The sequence below is a fragment of the Streptomyces sp. NPDC088350 genome, from assembly GCF_044753545.1.
Lineage (GTDB): Bacteria > Actinomycetota > Actinomycetes > Streptomycetales > Streptomycetaceae > Streptomyces.
On the sequence record NZ_JBIVNL010000009.1, the window covers coordinates 452,407 to 472,790 of the forward strand.

The window sequence follows — 20,384 nt, forward strand, 5'->3', positions numbered from 1 at the left end:
AGCACGTTGCCATCGCCCTTTCGCGCCAAAGGAGTTGCCGCTCTTGTCGACGGACGTCGAGATCGACGAGGCCCTGGTCCGGTCGCTGCTGCGCGAGCGGCATCCCGACCTCGCGGAACTCGCCCTCCGCCCGGTGGCCTCCGGGTGGGACAACCAACTGTGGCGCCTGGGCGATGAGTTGGCGGTACGACTGCCCCGTACGCCGCGTGCCCCGGCCCTCCTGCGCAAGGAGTGGGACTGGCTGCCACGCCTGGCGCCCCTGCTGCCGCTCCCGGTACCGACTCCCGTGCGGCGGGGCGGGCCCACGGCACGCTTCCCCCACAACTGGACCATCGTGACCTGGGTCCCCGGCGAACCGTGCGACGGCACCCCCGTCACCCGTGGCCGGGACGCCGCCGAAACGCTCGCGGGTTTCCTCCGCGCGCTGCACCGCGAGGCGCCCGCCGACGCACCGGCCGGCGCGGATCGCGGCGTACCGCTCGCCCTGCTCACGGAGGGGTTCGAGGCGGGGCTGCCCCTCGTGGCCTCCCCCGGTGTCGCCGCCGAGGCGCGTGCCGTCTGGGAGAAGGCCGTCACGGCTCCCGCGTGGGCGGGTCCGCGGGTGTGGCTGCACGGCGACCTCCACCCCGCGAACGCCGTCACCTCCGACGGGACACTGTCCGGCGTCATCGACTTCGGCGAACTCTGCGCGGGCGACCCGGCGACCGACCTCGCGGCGGCCTGGCTGCTCCTGCCCGAGGGCGCGCACAGCCACTTCTTCGAGGCCTACGGCCACGCCGACGAGGCCACGATCCACCGCGCCCGCGGCTGGGCCGTCCGCAGTTGCCTCGGCCTCCTCGGCGTCGGCCGGGCCTGGGACCGCGGCCTGCCCGGTGGCCAACCGACGTGGGGACACGCGGGCCGAACGGCGCTCGACCGCGTACTGGCGTCCGTTCACACACCGTGAACCGACTCCGCGAGGTCGGTCTACGGCCTCGGCTCCTGGTTGGCCGTCCACCAGGAGGCGATCTGGGCACGGGAGCTGAAGCCGAACTTGGCCAGGATGTTCTCGACATGTCCGTCGACCGTGCGGGGTGAGCGTCCGAGCGCGGAAGCGATCTGCCGGTTGCTCATGCCCTTGGCCACCGACGCGGCCACTTCCTGCTCCCGGCGCGTCAGCGGGCTCGGGGCGGGGGCCAGGGCGGTCGGTTCGGGTTCGGTGCGCAGGGCGTAGGCGATGGCCTCGTCGGGGCAACGATGACTGCCGCCCTCCACGAGGAGTTCCTCGTACGCCGCCGGGCCCAGGGCCCGTACGATCGCTTCCTCGCACTGGGCGTGCTGGTCCACCATGTGGGGTCCGAACGTCGAGATGGGGGTGTCGGCGTCCTCCCACAGGGCGCGCGCGGCCCCCAACAGCCGCCCCGCGTGCCGGTGTTCCGCGCTCGCGGCGGTGACCCAGGCCAGCTGCTCCACCATCAGGGCGACCCTGAGGTAGTCGGTGAAGCCCCGTTCGTTCCCCAGCGCGGTCCGGATCATGAGCGCGGCCTCCTTCAGGTCGCCGCGCATCCAGGCGTCGTAGCCGAGCGTCCACTGGGCGTGCGCGCGGACCAGCCGTTCGTCGTGCGCCTCCGCGAGCGTGACCGCCTCCCGGCAGGTCTGTGTGGTGCGCGGGTCCCCGAGGTGGGACTGGGCGGTGGCCAGCAGAATCAACGCGTAGACCGCCCCGATCTCCTCGTCCGTCCCCTTGTGGGCGGTCACCGCCTCCTCCAGCAGGGCCACGGCGTCCGCCAGTCGGCCGCCGAACAGCGCCAACGTGCCGCGCAGGCCCATGACATGGGCGCACACCACCCGGTCGGTCAGCGCCTTCCCCAGCTCCGCCGCCTCGTCCAGCCAGCCGTACGCCGCCTCGTGATCGCGCTGCAACACCGCGACCCAGGCCGCGACCCACAGCGCCCGGGCCCGCGCCGGGGTGGGTTCGGGCGCGGCGGCGAGCGCCTGGTCGAGCCAACGGCGTCCCTCGCCGAGGTATCCGCCCTCGCACCAGTAGAAACGCAGCGCGGCGGCGAGCGCCAGAGTGGCCTGCGGCTCGCCGCCCAGGTCCAGCGCCACGCGCAGGTTGGCGTACTCCGCGCGGATCCGCGTCAGGCTCTCCAACTGGCCGGGGCCGTACCAGCCGTCGGCGATGCCCTCGGCGAGATCCAGGTAGAAGGTGTGGTGCCGGCGCCGTACCCGCTGTTCCTCGCCGGATGCGGCGAGCCGCTCCCGCCCGTACTGGCGGATGGTCTCAAGGAGTCGATAGCGCGTCAGACCCGCTCGCTCGCAGAGCAGGACCACGGACTGGCCGACCAGGCGGTCGAGGAGGTCGAGTACCTCGCTCCGCTCGATGCCGTCGCCCGCGCAGACGGCCTCGGCCGCGTCGAGGCCGAAGTCGTCGGCGAAGACCGACAGCCGTCGCCACAGCAACTGCTCGGCCGGGGTGCACAGTTCGTGGCTCCAGTCGATCAGCCCGCGCAGGGTCCGCTGGTGCGGCCGGGCGACCCGGCTGCCGTTGGCGAGCAGCCCGAAACGGTCCTCCAGCCGGTTCAACGCCTCGTCGAGGGTGAGGGTCCGCAGCCGGGACGCGGCCAGCTCGATGGCCAGCGGCAGACAGTCCAGGTCGGCACAGAGTCTGCGGACCTGGGCGCGGTTGTCGTCGGTGATCCGGAACTCCGGGCGTACGGCGGTGGTCCGGTCCCGCAGCAGTTCCGCCGCGGCGTCGGGCGCCAGCGGAGGAACGGCGAAGACGTGCTCGCCGTAGATGTCCAGCGCCTGACGGCTCGTCGTCAGGATGCGCAGCCTCGGGCACGCGGACAGCAGTCCGTGCGCCAACTCGGCGCAGGCGTCGACGAGATGCTCGCAGTTGTCGAGCACGATCAGCGGACCGCGCCGGGCCAGAAAGGCGGCGAGCTGGTCGACGACAGGCCGGGTGCCCAGGTCCGGCACTCCCAGCGCGGTCGCCGTGGCGTTCGCCACCGACGCGGGGTCCCGCACCGGGGCCAGGTCCACCAGCCACACCCCGTCCGCGAAATCCGTCGCCGACGCGGCGGCCACCTCCAGCGCCAGCCGTGTCTTGCCCACCCCGCCCGCTCCGGTGAGTGTCAGCAGCCGTGTCGTCCCCAGATGGCGGCGGACTTCGGCGATGTCCCCGTCCCTGCCCACTAACGTGGTCAGAGCCGCCGGCAGATTCCCCACACCCGGTATCTGGATGATCAAGTTCCTTCTCGCCTTCCCACAGCTCGCACCCCAACTCCCCTGCCCTGTCTCGACGGTGGTCACGAAGGCGATATTCGATGACAATCTCGACGTGCGGCGCTCAGGGCAACGGAACTGGACACGACGGCACGTATGCCACTGAACAGTATCCAACCCACCGACGGCCGGGAGTGGGCTGTGATCGACCTCTCATGAACACGTCCGGGCCGAGAGGGGGCACAGGCGGGCGGAAGGGCGGCGGATCCGCGCACACGGGCACGCCGTCCCGGCGAGCGCCGGCGAACGGCGGCTGCGGGTCGGCACGGTGACGGCCCGCCGGAGTGGAGACGTTCGCGCGCCAATCGTGCGCGCTGCCGGCCCCAAGAGGTGAACGCCCGCGGAGGTCACCTGCCGTCGTCGGGCAGGAGACCGGAGCGGGCGCCCTGGGCCGCACCGGGGAGCACGACGAAGCGTCCCGTTCGGCCCCGGCAACGACCGGAGCCCGGCTCGACGCCCCGGGCCCGTCATACAGGCGAAGGCGTTCACCGCAGGCGCACCGAGCGGCAAGCGGGCCGGGGTATCGTCCGCGCCGGGAAGACCGGTGCCTGATCGGTTCCGCGCCCCGATCGCGCCCCGGCGGACAGCGAACCAGGCGCCCACCCGGCGGGACAACCCCGTAAAACCACGGGGGTACGGCGCCGGGCCCTGCCCCGCAGAAGTACGGATGGCCCCGGAACGCGTCCCGCACCGAACCTTTCCGACATGACCCACGACAGGGCGCGCCCTCCCGCGCCGCGGTCCTCGGACCCGCTCGGGAGCGCACCCCCGGCACACGCCGACAACGGTCGGCGACCGGAACTGTGACGGAATCTCACCCGGCCGATGTCACTCACCGACCGCGTGCCGCGTCGCGTCGCGCACGGCGATCGCCGTACGCAGCGATCCGTTCGACGGGTCGCTCATCACATCAAGGAGCTCATATGACGACCGAGGCGCGGGGCGGACTTCCCCGGAGATCATTTCTCGCCGCTGCGACGGCCGTGGTGGCCACCAGCGTCATGGCCGGCGGTCTGGTGTTCGCCGATGCCCCAGGTGCCGCCGCCGCGACCGGCGCGAACGTCACCTGGCGGATCAGCAGCGAGCCCTCCGAGGCCCGCAGCGGCTACGTCGGCATGCTCAACGGCATCAGACAGGCGGTCAGAGCCGGCCGACTCGACTCGCTGGGCGGTCCCCCCGTCGACGTCACCGACATCGACGGGACCACCCAGTACATCACCGTGGACCTGCACACCGAGGGTCAGCTGAGCTTCATCCGCCTGTTCATCCGCCGGTCGGACAGCTACCTCATGGGCTGGCGGTGGGGCACCGAGGACGCCGACGACAGCAGCATCGTGTACTGGCCCACGGACACCACCCGCAGCTTCTTCATCCTGGACTCCGACGTGGCGCCGACCCTGTCGGACGGTCGGGTCAACCCCGCCCGGCTGCCGGGTTCCACGGTCGCGAACACCAACACCCGGTTCTCGGCGCTGGCGACCTACGGCAACCTCCAGCAGCAGGGCGCCACCCGCGACGGCATGCAGATCAGCCCCGCCAACTTCGACACCGCCGTGACCAGGCTGTTGAACGGCGAGAACATCGACACCCGGCTCGCCGCCGCGTCGATCCTGCTGCTCATCGTGGGGGTCGCCGAGGCCTCCCGGTTCCGGGAGCAGGCGCGGGAGACCGCGGTGGCGTTCGGCCGGGGCGTGTCGTTCGCCCTGAGCGCGACGCACATCGCGTTCCACAACAACTGGAGCAGGCTCAGCAGGGGATTCCTGCTGGCGGTCATCGCGGGGACGGCCGTCTTCGCGACGCCTGTCGAGGTCGCCGGGATCGTCATCGGGACCACGGTGGCCGCCGCGGCCTATCTCATGACGGCCTACCACTCGGACCAGGACACCAAGGGCAAGCACTTCCTCGAAGGCAGCCTGATCTACGTCTCCCAGGACGGCCTGGGCGACCACGGAACCGTGCAGTCCGCGATCGACGCGCTTCCCGACTCGGGCGCGAACAGCATCCTCATCGACCAGGGCACCTACAACGAGGTCATCAGCGTCCCGGCCAGCAGGCCCTGGCTGACAATGCGGGGCGTCACCGGCACTCCTGACGACGTTGTCATCAGCTACGACCGGGCCCACGGGACGCTCAAGTCCGACGGCACCGAGTGGGGCACCCAGGGCAGCGCCGTGGCGACCTTCAAGGCGCACGACCTGTTCGTGCAGGACCTCACCATCCACAACACGTTCAACCCCGCCAACCACCCCGAGATCAGCGCCTTCGAGACGCAGGCGGTCGCGCTGGCCGCCATGGGCGACCGGCAGGTCTTCGGCAACGTGCGACTCATCGGCATCCAGGACACGGTGCTCGTCAAGGCGCCGGTCGCCACCACGCAGACCCGGCAGTACATCTACAACAGCTACATCGAGGGCTCGATCGACTTCATCTTCGGCAACGCCACCGCGGTGGTCGACCGGTGCCAGATCGCCGTGAAGAACTGGACCGGAGGCACGGTGCTGGCGCCGAACACCGACTACCGCATCAAGTACGGGCTCCTGATCGTCAGCAGCGAGATCACCACCGTCGGCGTGACCGCGAAGACGATGTATCTCGGCCGGCCGTGGCACAACACGGCGGACGCCTGGCCCCAGGCCGTGGTCCGGGACAGTGTGGTGCACGCGGGCATCGACCCAGACCAGCCCTGGACCGACATGACCCCCGACTACCCCTGGTCGTGGGCCCGGTTCCACGAGTACAACAACTACGGCCTGGGCACGGGCGACAGCTCGAACTCCCCGCAGTTGACGGACAGCCAAGCGGCCGACTACACCGCCGAGAAGTACCTGGCCGGCGCCGACGGCTGGAACCCCGTCTGGTGATCGCACCCTAGAGAACAGACCGCACCCCGCCCCCTCATGGCGAGGTGAGCGGCGGGGGGGGGGGGGGGGGGGGGGGGGGGGGGGGCCCCCCCCCCCCCCGCCCCGCCGCCCCCGCGCCCCCCCCCCCCCCCCCCCGCCCCGCCCCCCCCCCCCCCCCCCGCCCCCCCCCCCCCCCCCGGGGGGGGGGGGGGGGGGGGGGGGGGTGGGCCGGCCCGCCGCCCCCCCCCCCCACCGCCGTTGGACGCGCATGGACCTGCTCTACGCCGCCGCCGACGGCTCTCCCCGCCCCTCCCAGGGCCGGGCCAGCCCCACCAGCGCGACTCCCGCCGCCACCACGGCGATCAGCATGATCAGCGCCATCGGCAGGGAACTGTCCTCCCCGAACAACCCCACCAGCGGCGCCGCGAGCGCCCCGAACAGGAACTGCAGACCACCGAGGAGGGCGGAGGCCGCGCCGGGTGCGCTGCGGCCGAGGGTCTGGCCGATGCTCATCGTCGACGGGAAGACCATGCCGATGCCGCCGGCCGTGACGAACAGGGTGATCCAGGTGCCGGCGAGGGTCTCCCCCACGATCAGCACCAGCAGCACCTGGAGCAGCGCGCCGACCGCCGCGACGGCGACTCCGGCCACGAGCAGGTTGTTCAGCCGTGTGCGTCCGGCCAGTCGGGAGAAGGCCGCGCCCGCGATCAGCATGGCGAAGGCGTTGGTCGCGAAGATGAGGGAGTAGGTCGTGGCCGAGACACCGTGCAGATTCTCGAAGACGAAGCTGGAGCCGCTGATGTAGGTGAACAGCGCCGCCGAGACGAACGCGAGGACAAGGACGTACCCCATGAAGGTACGACGGGACAGCAGCGCCCCCATCGCCCGGAACGTGCTCGCGACCCCGCCGGTGTGCCGCCGCTCGGGCGGCAGGGACTCCGGCACCTTGCGGAGCACGGCCAGCAGCAACAGCCCGCCCATCACGGCCAGTACGACGAACACCGCGCGCCAGGTCGACACGGTAAGGATCGCCCCACCGAGCACCGGCGCCGCGATCGGCGCGACACCCATGATCTGCGAGAGCACCGCGAAGTGGCGCGGCAGGTCCGGCCCGTGGAAGCGGTCGGTCAGCACGGCGCGGGCCAGCACCATGCCGGCCGCGCCGGTCACGCCCTGGAGGAACCGGGCACCGGTGAGTACTCCGATGCCGGGGGCGACGGCGCACACGAGCGAGAAGAACACGAACCCCGCCGCTCCGGCCAGCAGCAGCCGGCGCCGGCCGAGGCCGTCGCTGAGCGGGCCTATCAGCAGCTGTCCGACGACGAGTCCGGCCAGGAAAGCGGTCATCGTCAGCTGGACGGCCGAACCGCTCGCCCCGAGCGTGTGCCCCAGAGCCGGGAGGCCCGGGACGTACATGTCGGTCGCGAGCGGGGCGACCGCGGTCAGCGCGGCGAGGACGGCGACCAGGGCGACGGCGGCGCGCCGCGAGGGGTCGGGGGAATCGGCCGCGGCGGAGGCGTCCACGGCAGCGGAAGACGAGGGGGACGGCGATACCATGACGACAACGGTAACCGATGGTTCACCGGTTAACAATGACGGACGGGTGAGGCGCCGGCTCGCGAAGACCGCCCCGGAAGTCCTTGAAGACCGGGCCCAGGAAGCGAGAAGACGAGCCGCATGTCGCCCTCCCCCTCCCCCACCGACGTCCGCGCACAGTGGACCGAGCACAACCCCGGCCTCGACACCTCCCCCATGGAGCTGATCGGCCTGCTCAAGCACGCCACCGGCCTCCTGAACCGGGCGGTGGAACCCCTCTACGCGGGCGCCGCGCTCACCGCCCCCGAGGTCGACATGCTGATCCCCCTGCGCCACGCCACCGACCCGGTGATCGCCCGCCGCCTCGCCGAGCGGCTCGGGCTGTCCCGCGCGGGCGTCAGCAAGGCGCTGGGCAAACTGGAGAAGCGCGGCTTCATCGCCCGCACCCCGAACCCGGCCGACCGACGTGCCGCCCTGGTGACCATCACGCCGGCCGGAGCCAAGGCCGTGGACGATCTCTTCCCGCGCCAACTCGCCACCGAGGTGCAGCTGTTGGCGGGACTGGGCGAGGACCGGGATCAGGTGCTGAGCGCGCTGGGGCGCCTGGTGGAGGTCATGGAGCGCCAAGTGGGCCGTGAATGAGCGCCTCCTGACGACACATCACATCCGGGTTGCGTCAGGACGACTTCGCGTCCCACAGCACATGGAGTGTCGGCGGTTTACGGAAGACCAGTCCGTGCGGGGCAGTCGGGTGCTCCGGGTCGAGGCGCAGGGCCGGCAGGCGTTCCAGGAGGTGCTGGAGGGCGATGCGGGTCTCCAGGCGGGCGAGGTGGGCGGCGAGGCAGTAGTGCGGGCCGTGGGCGAAGGCCAGCTGGAGGCGGGCGTTCTCGCGGCGGACGTCGAAGCGGTCGGGGTCGGGGAAGACGGCGGGGTCGCGGTTGGCGCCGGTGAGGGAGACGGTGACCAGGTCGCCCGCACGGATCGCGGCGGGGCCGAGGACGGTGTCCCGGGTGGCGTAGCGGTCGACGACGGCGGCACCTGGTTCGAGGCGCAGGGATTCCTCGATCGCGCCGTCCAGCAGGCCCATGTCGGCCCGGACGAGGGCGAGTTGCTCGGGGTGCAGGAGCAGATGCAGCAGCGCGTTGGTGATCATCGCCTCGGTGGTCTCGATGCCGCCGAACAGCAACACCGCGGCGTTGGAGGCCACTTCGGGCACTGTCAGTCGTCCGGCGGCGGAGACGAGGAGTGAGGCTCCGCCTTGGCCGGCGACGGTGGCTTCGACGGCCGCGCGCAGTTCCGCGTACGCCTTGGTGCCGGCGGTTCCCGCTTCCTGCCCGGCGGTGATGTCCGAGACCGACCGTACGATCGCGTCGTACCAGGAGAGGACCGTGTCCGGGGTGGTGCCGGTCAGCCCGAGCGCCTCGGTGACGACGGCGACCGCGAGCGGGCCGGCGAAGGTGCGGCGCAGTTCGGCGGCGCCTGTCGGTCGCAGCGCGGTGACGAGCCGGTCGGTCTCGCGCTCGATGAACGAGGCGAAGCCGTCCCGTACTTCGCGCGGGCGGAACGGCGCGGTGAAGGGTTCACGGTGTCGCGCGTGCCGCTCCCCGTCGAGGGAGAGCATGCTCGGGCCGACGACCTGGGCGGTGGAGAAGCGCGGGTCGTCCACGGTGAACGTGGCCGCGTCCCGCATCACGCTCAGCGCGAGGTCACGCCGGGTGACCAGCCAGCCGCCCAACTCGGGCAGCCAGGACACGGGTTCACGCTCACGGAGCCGCGCCAGCCGCGCATGCGGGTCCTGCGCGAGTTCGGCGAGGGTGGTCCCGGCACCGAGCGGGAAGGAGGCGGCGGCGACCGTACTCATCGCGATCCATGACGGGGCAGGGGGAAACTGGCCATGAGCGAGGCTAACAATCGCGCCGTGGGCGGAGTCGGCGGGGGCGCCGATGTCGCCCTGCGGGCGCACAGGACCTACGGCGCGCGGACGAACGGGGCGACATCGAGCACGGCGAGCGCCGGATGCCGCTGGATCCGACCCGGCACGCCGATGAGGTACCGATTGACCGTGCCGAGCGAGGCCCAGGGTGGCTCCGGCGTTCCGGGCCGGAGCCGGTCACACGCGCAGCGGCTGCGGCTCACGGTCCGGCACCACCGGCCAGCGCACCGCAGTCCGCCTCGCCCCGCGCGACCCGGCGCCCCGGCGCCCCCGGGTGAGTTCACCTCCCCAAAGCTGAGTACCCACGCCCCCGTCCGCTCCCCGGTCTGAGTACCCGCGCTCATGTCACCATCCGCCCCCCGAGGCCACCATCAACCCATGGCACCGCCGGCAAGGCATCTGCCGACCGCCACCGTGCTCGGAGCGATCGCCCTGGTGCCGACGGCCGGGGTGCTCGGCGTCACCACCGGGGCCCGGCGGTCACTGCCCGCGAGAGCAACAGATCGAATCGGCCCCGCGCGGGGCATAGTTTGCGCCATCCTGAACGCCACGAGACGAGAACCCGGTCACAGAAGCACGTCGGGCCTCAACTCACCTGTCCTTACCGACCACTTGACGCGCTGATCCGAAAGGGCACAGCTCCCATGGCCACACCGTTGTCCGCCGAGAAGACGCTCTCCGTGCTGAAGGCCGAGGGCCTCGCCGTGCACGAGCACACCGGCTGGAAGACGCACAACCGCGACACGGAGACCGGCAGGACCTTCGGCCCCGTGATCGGTGTACTGATCCACCACACGGCCGGGCACGGCGACAAGGAGATCTGCTACAACGGCAGGTCGGATCTGCCCGGACCGCTCTGCCACTCCTGGCTCGGCAAGACCGACGGACTCTGGATGATCGGCCACGGGCGGGCCAACCACGCCGGGGCCGTCGACCTCGACGTACTGAACGCGCTGCGCCAGGAGAAGACGCTCCCGCACGACGACCAGGCCAACGCCGACGGCAACGACTGCCTGTACGGCCTGGAGATCGAGAACCTCGGCAACGGCAAGGACCCCTACCCGGACGCGCAGTACCGCCAGGCCGTGCTGTGGGCCGCTGCGCTGTGCCGGGCGCACGGCTGGTCCGAGAAGGCGGTCGCCGGGCACAAGGAGGTACAGCCCGGCAAGATCGACCCCAGCTTCGACATGGACGACTTCCGGGCCGACGTGAAGAAGCAGCTCGCGGTGACCAAGACCGCGCCGTCCAAGCCGTCCAAGCCCTCAGGCTCGGCGAGCAAGCCCCGGGTCGACCTCTCGCGGCTGATCGCCGCGGCGCAGACCGACCCCGGCCGCAAGCAGGGCCACGTCAGCTACATGGCGGGCACGAACCTCACGGAAGCCGCGCTGGTCAAACTCGGCTACCTCGCCAAGACGTACGCGGGCGACGGTTCCTTCGGGTCCACCACCGTCGCGGCCTACGCCAAGTGGCAGCACCACCTCGGCTACACCGGCACCGACGCCAACGGCATCCCCGGCAAGATCTCCCTCAGCAGGCTCGGCGACAGCAGCGGACTGTTCACCGTCGTCGCCTGACCCACCGGAAGCCCCTCGGCCCCCGCGCCGAGGGGCCTTCGGCATGAGCCGACGGCAGCGGACCGTGTCCCGCACCCGATACCGACACTTGAGTCACTCTTGATCACTTCATCAGACCCCGACGGACCGGCGATACCCGTGCCCCTCCAGCCCATCCCGTCCGCCCAGGTGACCCCGGCCGCGTCCTGGCGCATTCTTGCTGTGTCACCCACCCGGCGCCACAGGGACGAGGTAGAGCCCCAATGACTGGGAGTGCCGAGCGCGAGAAGGGGACGCCCGGACGGCTCGCCGAGCTGCTCATCGACGCCTCGACGGAGGCGATCGACGCGGCCGGCGGCCACTCGGGGGGCGTCTATCTGCGGTCGAGCACGCCCGGACTGCTGCGCCTCGCCGTGCTGGCGGGACTGCCCGGCCCGCTGTTCCGCCCCTGGGGCCGACTGCACGTCGACAGCAAGTTCCCCGTCGCGGACGCCTACCGGCTCGGCGTCCAGGTGGTGCTGCCGCACGCCGCGGAGTGCATGCGCCGCTATCCCCAGTTCGCCGCCAGCCTGCCCTTCCCGTTCGGGTCCCTGTACGTACCGGTCATGAGCGGGTCGACGACGTACGGCGTGCTGACCGTGCTGCGCCCCTCCGCCGCGGACGCCACCGAGGTGCTGTCCGGCGTGGACCGCATGACGCGGCTGGCCGAGGAGCTGGGCGCGGCGCTGCGGGAGCTGGAGGACGAGCACAAGGACGAGGACGGGCCGGTCGTCGCCTGGGACGGCGAGCCCGTGTGCGTCCAGGCGGCGGCCACACACCGCCCCGAACGTCGTATGGCACGGTTCGTGTGGGATCCCGCGACGGCCGCCGTGACCGGGGACGGCTCCCTGCACGCGCTGCTGGGGGTGGAGCCCGGGGAGTTCGACGGCACCGCGCGGGCGATCGCGGACGTCCTGGCTCCGACCGACACCTACCAGGTGATGGCGGCCCTGCGGGCGACGGCCGCCGGGAAACCCCCGCCGCTCCCCCTGCGCGTGCGGGCGGCGGACGGCTCGGCGCGGCTGCTGGACCTGTGGACGCCCGCCACCGGACCCGTCCCCCCGGGCGGCGGGCATCCGGTCAGCGGTGTCGTCCTCGACCCGGGCCCCGACCCGATGGCGGACAGCGCGGCCGATCTGCTCCCGGACGGCGTGTTCTGCCTGGACCGGCTGGGCCTGGTCACGTACGCCAATCCACGCGCCGCCCAGCTGCTGGGCCGGCCGCGCGAGGAGCTGCTGGGCCGCCCGCTGTGGGAGGGCGTGCCCTGGCTGAACCAGACCGGCTGCGAGGACCAGCTGCGCGGCGCCCTCCTGTCCCTGGGGTCCGTGCACTTCCACGTCCGGCGCCCGGAGGACCTGGAGCGGCGGCAGGAGTCGTACGGCAGCGAGTGGCTCGCGATCGCCGTCCATCCCGGGCGGGACGGCCTGACGTGCACGGTCGCGCCGTCGACCCGGGTGTCGGGCACGCCGCTCCCGCTGGTGCCCGTGCCCCCCGACGGGGCCGACGCCCCGGCGAACGGTGTGACCTCGCTGGCTCCCCTGTACCGGCCGATCGTGCTCGCCATCGCGCTGACGGAGGCGGTCACCGCCCGCCAGGTGTCCGCGGTCGTCATGAAGGAACTGCTGCCCGCGTTCGGCGGCCGGCGGCTCGCGATCTACCTGCTCCAGGAGCGCCACCTGACCCTGGCCTGGGAGACCGGCTTCCCCCAGGGCTTCCTCGCCCCCTTCGACGGCGTCGGGCTCGACACCCGGCTGCCCGGAGTGGAGACCCTCACCAGCGGACGCCCGCTCTTCTTCGACTCGATGCGGCAGTTGGCGGACGCCTACCCGGGCATCCCCCTGGACGCGGAGGTGGGCGCCCGCGCGTTCCTGCCGCTCATCGCCTCCGGCCGCCCGGTCGGCTCCTGCATCCTGGGCTTCGACCGCAACCGCAGCTTCAGCGGCGAGGAGCGCGCGGTCCTGACCGCCCTCGCCGGACTGATCGCCCACGCGATGGAGAAGGCCCAGCGCTACGACTCCGAGGCCGCCCTCGCCCGCGGCCTCCAGCAGGCCCTCCTCCCGCGCCGGCTGTCGGCCCACCCGCAGGTGGAGACCGTCGGGCGTTATCTGCCCGGCACCCAGGGCATGGAGGTGGGCGGCGACTGGTACGACGTCGTCGAGGCCGGCGACGGACTGGCCCTGGTGATCGGCGACGTCCAGGGGCACGGTGTCCAGGCAGCCGCCACAATGGGTCAACTCCGCAGCGCGGTAAGGGCGTTCGCACTCGGTGACCGGCCGCCCGACGAGGTGATGAGCGGCACCAACCACCTCCTCATCGACCTCGACCCGGGCCAGTTCGCGAGCTGCTGCTACCTCCGCCTGGACCCGGCGAGCGGGCTGGTCAGGGTCGCGCGGGCGGGGCATCCGCCGCCGCTGATCCGTACCCCGGACGGCCGCACCCGCGTCTGGGACATACCCGGGGGCGTCGTACTCGGGGTGGACCCGCACGCCCAGTACCCGGTCGCGGAACTCCACCTGGAGCCCGACTCCATCCTGGCGCTGTACACCGACGGTCTGGTCGAGCGGCCCGGCGTCGACATCGACGACGGCATCGCCGCCCTGCGCGTCGCCCTCGCGAAGGCGGGCGGGCCCGCCGCGCGGCCGGGCGGCCGGGCGCTGGCCGGTGTCGCCGACCGGCTCACCGCGACGGCCCGGCACGCGGCCGACCGCCCCGACGACATCGCGCTGCTGCTCGCGGCCCGGCGCGCCAAGCCCGGCAGGCACCCCTGATCCCGGGTCGGGCCCGGCCTGTCACCCGGTGTGACGCCCCTCGCCTCCTGAGGTCAGGCAGTGTAGACATGGGCACATGGTCCGCCTGACGGGTCGACCCGGGGCCCGGTCGACCCACCGCCCCGACGGTCTGCGCGCACAGAGCACGTACGACCGTGCCCGTCGGGCGCGCGAACACCGGCACCGGCGAACCCCGCTGGGGGGACGGCTGGGCGGCCGCAGTGTCGCCGGGCAGGTGTTCATGCTGCAGGTGGGGATCGTGCTGCTGCTGGTCGTGTCCGCGGTGGTGGCACAGGTCCTCCAGGTGCGGCACGACAGCACGCAGGAGGCCCGCAACCGGTCGGTGGCCGTCGCCGAGACCTTCGCCAACGCGCCGGGCACGGTCGCGGCCCTGCACAGCGCCGACCCCACGGCGATCCTCCAGCCGCGTGCCGAGGCCGCGCGCAAGGCGTCCAAGGTCGACTTCATCGTCGTGATGAACACCGACGGGATCCGCTACACCCACCCCAGACCGGACCGCATCGGCAAGAAGTTCGTCGGGGACATCGCGCCCGCGCTGGCCGGGCAGGTCGTCACCGAGGAGATCACCGGCACCATAGGGCCGCTGGTGCAGGCCGTGGTGCCGGTCGACGGCCCCGGCGGCAAGGTCGTGGGCCTGGTCTCGGCCGGGGTGACGAAGGCGAACGTCGGCGGCGCCGCCGACCAGCAGCTGCCGCTCCTGCTGACCTCCGCGGGGGTGGCACTCGCCCTCGCCCTCGGCGGCACCGCCCTGGTCACCAGACGCCTGCAGCACCAGACCCACGGCCTGGGCCCGCACGAGATGACCCGGATGTACGAGCACCACGACGCGGTGCTGCACGCCGTACGGGAGGGCGTGATCATCGTCGGCGGCGAGGGCCGACTGCTGCTCGCCAACGACGAGGCCCGCCACCTGCTCGACCTGCCCGAGAACGCCGAGGGACGCCTGGTCCTCGACCTCGGACTCGACCCCGACATGACCGCCCTGCTGGCCTCCGCGCGGGTCGCGACGGACGAGGTGCACCGCGTCGGCGGCCGGCTCCTCGCCGTCAACCAACGCCCCACCGACCTGGAGGGCGGCCCGCCCGGCAGCGTCACCACGCTCCGCGACTCCACGGAACTCCGCGCCGTCTCCGGCCGCGCCGAGATCGCCCGCGAACGCCTCAACATGCTCTACGACGCCGGAGTGGGCATCGGCACCAGCCTGGACGTGACCCGCACCGCCGAGGAACTCGCCGAACTGGCCGTCCCCCGCTTCGCGGACTTCGTCACGGTCGACCTCTACGACGCCGTACTGAGCGGCGAGGAGCCGCAGCCCGGCACCGAGCTGCGCCGCACGGCGTACAGCGGGGTCCGCGACGACGCCCCGCTCTACCCGGTCGGCAAGCAGATCCAGTTCGTCGCGTCCTCCCCGCAGGCGCGCAGTCTCGACACCGGCGAGGCCGTCGTGGAACCCCGGCTGGGCGACGCCCCCGGCTGGCTCACCCAGGACCCCGAACGCACCGCGCAGGTCGTCGAGTACGGCATCCACTCCCTGATCGCCGTGCCGCTGCGGACCGGAGCCCTCATCCTCGGCGTGGTCAACTTCTGGCGCGCCGACAAGCCCGAGCCCTTCGACGAGGAGGAGCTGGCCCTCGCCGAGGAACTCGTCGCCCGCGCCGCCGTGTCGATAGACAACTCCCGCCGCTACACCCGCGAACACGGCATGGCGGTGACTCTCCAGCGCAGCCTGCTGCCCCGCCGCCTCCCCGAGCAGACCGCGCTCGACGTCGCCTACCGCTATCTGCCGGCGAAGGCCGGGGTCGGCGGCGACTGGTTCGACGTGCTGCCGTTGTCCGGTGCCCGGGTCGCCCTGGTCGTGGGCGATGTCGTAGGGCACGGCCTGCACGCGGCGGCCACCATGGGACGACTGCGCACGGCGGTCCTCAACTTCTCCGCACTGGATCTGCCGCCGGACGAACTCCTCGGCCTGCTCGACGAGTTGGTCGGCCGGATCGACCAGGACGAGACGACCGAGGACAGCAACGCCCCGGTCACCGGCGCGACCTGCCTGTACGCGATCTACGACCCGGTGACCCTGCGCTGCACCGTCGCCCGCGCCGGCCACCCACCCCCGGCACTGATCCTCCCGGACGGCACCGTCGAGTTCCCCGACGTCCCCGCCGGACCCCCGCTCGGCCTCGGCGGACTCCCCTTCGAGACGGCCGAGTTGGAGCTGGCCGAGGGCAGCCGCCTGGTCCTCTACACGGACGGACTGGTCGAGGACCGGGAGCGTGACATCGACGTGGGCCTGGAACTGCTCCGCACCGCACTCACCGGCTCCGGCGACTCCCCCGAGGACACCTGCCGGGCCGTACTCGACTCGGAGCTGTCGGTCCGGCCGAGCGACGACATCGCCCTGATCGTCGCCCGCACCCGCGCCCTCGGCGCCGACCGCATCGCCGAATGGCGCGTCCCGTCCGACCCGGCGGCCGTCGCCGACATGCGCACCTCGGTCACCCGCCAACTCACCCACTGGGGCCTGGACGAGCTGACGTTCACCACCGAACTCATCCTCAGCGAACTGGTCACCAACGCGATCCGCTACGGCAACGACCCCGTCCGCGTACGCCTGTTGCGCGACCGCACCTTGATCTGCGAGGTCTACGACGGCAGCACCACGTCACCGCATCTGCGGTACGCGGCGATGACGGACGAGGGCGGCCGGGGCCTGTTCCTGGTGGCCCAGCTGTCGGAGCGCTGGGGCACGCGGTACACACCGGCGGGGAAGGTCATCTGGGCCGAACAGGCGTGGTGACCACGGGCCCAGGGTGAACTCCCGCCCTGGGCCCGGCCGCTGGACTTCCTACTCGTCGATCGCCGCCCCGAACCGCGCCCCCTTCGCCGCGCCGCCCAGGTCCGCCGCGCCGTACAGCGAAGAGCCGTCCGCGAGAAGGCCGTTCGGGCCCGCCGGCAGCAACCACACATAGCCGTCACCGGAGTTCTCGCCCGGGGCGGAGGCGACCAGTTCGGCCCGGCCGTCCCGGTTCGTGTCCGCGAGGCGGACCTGGGAGCCCCAGGCGTCGTCGGCCTCGGCGGTGCCGGGGATGCCGGCGGTGTTCTGGTCGAAGGACTGGGCGCCGGTCGCGGTCACGCCGGTGCGTGAACCGCGCAACAGCCAGACGGCGCCCGCGTCCTGGACGGCTCCGATGTCCTCGCCGGGGGCGCCGACGGCCACGTCCGCGTAGCCGTCGCCGTTCACGTCGCCCACGGAGAGGTCGTTGCCCCAGGCGTCGCCGTGCTCCGAAGTGCCCGGCACGCCCGGGGAGTTCTGCGACCACCAGTCCGCGGGACCGGCGGGGCCCTCCGAACTGCCGTAGTAGACACCGATCTTGCCGCCGTCGTCGCCCTCGGCCTTGTCGTCGGCGCTGCTGAGCTGGCCGAGGACCAGGTCGTCGTAGCCGTCGCCGTCGATGTCGCCGGAGGCGGTGCCGAGGCCGCCGTTCAGGTCCTGACGGCATGTCAGTGAGGTCTCGCCGCCCGAGTAGAGGGCGGACCAGCCCTGCCGGTAGCCGTCGTCGGGGCTGTAGCCGGAGACGACCAGGTCGGCGAAGCCGTTGCGGTCGTAGTCGCCGGTGGTGAGGTAGGCGGGCTGGATGCGGTGGCCGCCGGGGGCGGTGGTCGTGTTCAGGGCGCCCATCGAGTGCAGGATGCCGGTGTGGTAGGTGAAGATCTGGGCGCCGTTGTCGTCGAGTACGGCCATCTCGTCGGCGTCGGTCGCCCCGGTGAAGCGGGCCGCCGCCACGGACTGGCCGAACCGGGCGCCCGCTACGGGCTTGGTGGAGGTGAAGGAGGCGTTCGCCTCGGCGCCCAGACCGGCCTTGGAGCCGTACAGGACGGTGACGCGGCCAGCGTTCTCCAGACTGCCCTCGTCCTCGCCGGGCGCGCCGATGATCGCGTCGTCGTAGCCGTCGCCGTCCACATCGCCGGTGGCGATGGCCTGGCCGAAGGAGTCGTAGGTCTCCGAGGTGCCGGGGACGCCGGGCGTGGACTGGCTGATGACGGCCGTCCGGCCCTTGGGGACGGTGGTGTTGGTGGCGATGCCGTTCGGGGCGCCGTACTGGACGGTGACGTACCCGGCGCCCTCCTTGCCGTCGACGGTGCCCGACGGGGCTCCGATCAGGACGTCGTCGTAGCCGTCCCCGTTGAAGTCGCTGTTGCGGTCGACGGCGCCGGTGCCGCCCGGGACGCCCGCGTAGCCGGCCGGTGCCGCGACGATGCCGGCGCCGGCCAGGAGCAGGAAGGTCGCGGACGCGACGGCGGCGGAGACCTTCTTGCGTGACACGTTCGTCATGATGTGTTCCCCCGTGGGTCAAATCTGTTGCGGTCAGGGGGTTCGACACGAGACATGCCAAGGGAGTTGTGGTGCCCCGGTGTGCTGTGACACCTCGGTGACAACTGTTGCGTGGCACAGACCGATCAGCCGAGCGCCCGGTCCAGGTTGAACGCGGCGCTGATCAGGGCGAGATGGGTGAACGCCTGCGGGAAGTTGCCCTGTTGCTCGCCGGTGCGGCCGATCTCCTCGGCGTACAGGCCGAGATGGTTGGCGTAGGTGAGCATCTTCTCGAAGGCGAGGCGGGCCTCGTCGGCGCGGCCGGCCCGGACCATGGCCTCGACGTACCAGAAGGAGCAGATCGAGAACGTGCCCTCGTCGCCGCGCAGTCCGTCGGGGCTGGCCTGCGGGTTGTAGCGGTAGACGAGGGAGTCGGAGACCAGTTCCTCGGTCAACGCGTCCAGTGTGGAAAGCCACTTGGGGTCGGTGGGCGCGATGAACTTCGCCAGCGGCATCATCAGCAGTGCGGCGTCGAGCACGTCGCTGCCCTCGTACTGGACGAAGGCCTGGCGGGTCTCCGACCAGCCGCGGTCCATGATGCGGCGGTAGATGGTGTCGCGGCACCCGCCCCAGTACGGCAGGTTGGCGGGCAGCCCGCGCCGGTTGGCGAGGCGGATCGCGCGCTCGATCGCCACCCAGCACATCAGGCGCGAGTAGAGGAAGTTCTTGCGTCCGCCCCGGGTCTCCCAGACCCCCTCGTCGGGCTGGTCCCAGTTCTCGCAGACCCAGTCGACGAGGGCGCACACGTCGTCCCACTGGTCGCTGGAGATGGGCTCGGCCCACTTGTCGTAGAGGTAGATGGAGTCGATCAGGGCGCCGTAGATGTCGAGTTGGAGCTGGTCGGCGGCGGCGTTGCCGACGCGGACCGGGGCGGATTTCTGGTGTCCTTCGAGGTGGGGGAGTTCGCGTTCGGCGAGTTCGGTGCGGCCGTCGATGCCGTACATGATCTGGAGCGGGCCGGAGGGGTTGCCGTCGCCGGGGCTGATGTAGCGGGTCACGAACTGCATGAAGGCCTTCGCCTCGCCGGTGAAGCCGAGGCGCAGCAGCGCGTAGACGCAGAAGGCGGCGTCGCGGATCCAGACGTAGCGGTAGTCCCAGTTGCGCTCGCCGCCGAGCTGTTCGGGGAGGCTGGTGGTGGGGGCGGCGACGATCGCGCCGGTGGGGGCGTACGTCAGCAGCTTCAGGGTGAGTGCGGAGCGGTGGACCATCTCGCGCCAGCGGCCCCGGTAGCGGGACTGGGACAGCCAGCGGCGCCAGTAGGCGACCGTCGTGGCGAACTCGTCCTCGGCCTCCTGCCGCGCGCAGGGGCGGGAGGTCACCTCGCCGTCGACCTGGTCGAGGGCGAACACCTCGGACTCGCCCTCGTCGAGCTTGAAGTCGGCCCACACGTCGACGCCGTCGCACTCCAGGGGGACGGTGGCGGTCAGCGCGAGGGACTTCTCGGCGGACTCGAACAGGGCCACGTCGCCGACCATCCGCGCGGTGTGCGGGGCGGCGCCGTAGTCGAACCTCGGGGCGACCCGGGTCCGGAACGGGACGGAGCCGCGTACGCACAGCACGCGCCGGATCAGGCGGTGCCGGGCGGACTCGTCCGTTTCGCTGGTCACCGGCATGAAGTCCTGGACCTCGCCGACGCCGTCCTCGGTGAAGAACCGGGTGATCAGGACGTTGGTGTCGGGGAAGTAGAACTGTTTGGTGCGCGCGGGCACGGCGGCGGCCAGCTCGAAGGAGCCGCCGCGCTCCGCGTCCAGGATCGCGGCGAAGACGCTGGGGGCGTCGAAGGACGGGCAGCAGTACCAGTCGATCGTGCCGTTGGTCCCCACCAGGGCCACGCTCCGCAGATCGCCGATCAGTCCGTGCTCGGCGATGGGCAGATATCCGGGTCCGGTGGGGGTGTCCTGCTCGGGCGGGGTGTCGACCATCGCGGCAGCCTCCCTGGTTCGGGCCCGCGGGGGCCGGTTCCAGCTTAGGTTCAGGTTCTCGTTCGGCCACTCTTCCGGATGCACACTGGAGGCGGGCACGGAATCGTGGGAGTGGGACCCACGGCACGTGCCCGGT

The 20,384-nt window shown here is 72.2% G+C and carries 11 protein-coding genes; 6 read left to right on the forward strand and 5 right to left on the reverse strand.

All coding sequences use genetic code 11. The features are described from left to right. Positions 1–43: 43 nt before the first annotated feature. Positions 44–946, forward strand: a complete 903-nt coding sequence (locus ACIQBL_RS32165; RefSeq protein WP_401947781.1) for an aminoglycoside phosphotransferase family protein — start codon at positions 44–46, stop codon at positions 944–946. A 20-nt stretch (positions 947–966) separates the two neighbouring features. Here the strand turns inward: ACIQBL_RS32165 and ACIQBL_RS32170 are convergent, their stop codons facing one another. Continuing rightward, positions 967–3,231, reverse strand: coding sequence for an ATP-binding protein (locus ACIQBL_RS32170; RefSeq protein ID WP_401947784.1), 2,265 nt, complete (start codon positions 3,229–3,231; stop codon positions 967–969). Between the two features lie 959 nt (positions 3,232–4,190). Here ACIQBL_RS32170 and ACIQBL_RS32175 point away from each other — a divergent pair. Then, positions 4,191–6,128: a pectinesterase family protein gene (locus ACIQBL_RS32175; protein WP_401947786.1), complete on the forward strand. Its 1,938-nt coding sequence runs from the start codon at positions 4,191–4,193 to the stop codon at positions 6,126–6,128. A 258-nt stretch (positions 6,129–6,386) separates the two neighbouring features. Here the strand turns inward: ACIQBL_RS32175 and ACIQBL_RS32180 are convergent, their stop codons facing one another. Continuing rightward, on the reverse strand, positions 6,387–7,664 hold the full coding sequence (locus ACIQBL_RS32180) for a multidrug effflux MFS transporter (protein ID WP_401947788.1): 1,278 nt from the start codon (positions 7,662–7,664) through the stop codon (positions 6,387–6,389). Positions 7,665–7,784: 120 nt separating this feature from the next. On the opposite strand from ACIQBL_RS32180, the gene ACIQBL_RS32185 reads away from it, so the two are divergent. After that, the gene (locus ACIQBL_RS32185; protein WP_401947791.1) at positions 7,785–8,285 is read left to right on the forward strand and encodes a MarR family winged helix-turn-helix transcriptional regulator; all 501 of its coding nucleotides are present in this window, start codon (positions 7,785–7,787) and stop codon (positions 8,283–8,285) included. A 34-nt stretch (positions 8,286–8,319) separates the two neighbouring features. Here the strand turns inward: ACIQBL_RS32185 and ACIQBL_RS32190 are convergent, their stop codons facing one another. Further along, positions 8,320–9,504: a cytochrome P450 gene (locus tag ACIQBL_RS32190; protein WP_401947794.1), complete on the reverse strand. Its 1,185-nt coding sequence runs from the start codon at positions 9,502–9,504 to the stop codon at positions 8,320–8,322. Positions 9,505–10,220: 716 nt separating this feature from the next. Here ACIQBL_RS32190 and ACIQBL_RS32195 point away from each other — a divergent pair. The 3 genes from ACIQBL_RS32195 to ACIQBL_RS32205 all read left to right on the forward strand — a co-directional run bounded on the left by ACIQBL_RS32195 (position 10,221) and on the right by ACIQBL_RS32205 (position 16,751). Then, complete coding sequence (locus ACIQBL_RS32195; protein WP_401947796.1) at positions 10,221–11,150, forward strand: N-acetylmuramoyl-L-alanine amidase; 930 nt, start codon at positions 10,221–10,223, stop codon at positions 11,148–11,150. A 242-nt stretch (positions 11,151–11,392) separates the two neighbouring features. Beyond that, on the forward strand, positions 11,393–13,936 hold the full coding sequence (locus ACIQBL_RS32200; RefSeq protein ID WP_401947799.1) for a SpoIIE family protein phosphatase: 2,544 nt from the start codon (positions 11,393–11,395) through the stop codon (positions 13,934–13,936). A gap of 241 nt (positions 13,937–14,177) precedes the next feature. After that, positions 14,178–16,751, forward strand: a complete 2,574-nt coding sequence (locus ACIQBL_RS32205; protein WP_401947898.1) for a SpoIIE family protein phosphatase — start codon at positions 14,178–14,180, stop codon at positions 16,749–16,751. Between the two features lie 48 nt (positions 16,752–16,799). On the opposite strand, the gene ACIQBL_RS32210 is transcribed toward ACIQBL_RS32205, so the two are convergent. Then, positions 16,800–18,287, reverse strand: coding sequence for an FG-GAP repeat protein (locus ACIQBL_RS32210; RefSeq protein WP_401947801.1), 1,488 nt, complete (start codon positions 18,285–18,287; stop codon positions 16,800–16,802). 125 nt (positions 18,288–18,412) lie between these two features. Further along, positions 18,413–20,248: a glycoside hydrolase family 15 protein gene (locus ACIQBL_RS32215; RefSeq protein ID WP_401947803.1), complete on the reverse strand. Its 1,836-nt coding sequence runs from the start codon at positions 20,246–20,248 to the stop codon at positions 18,413–18,415. Positions 20,249–20,384: the final 136 nt, after the last annotated feature.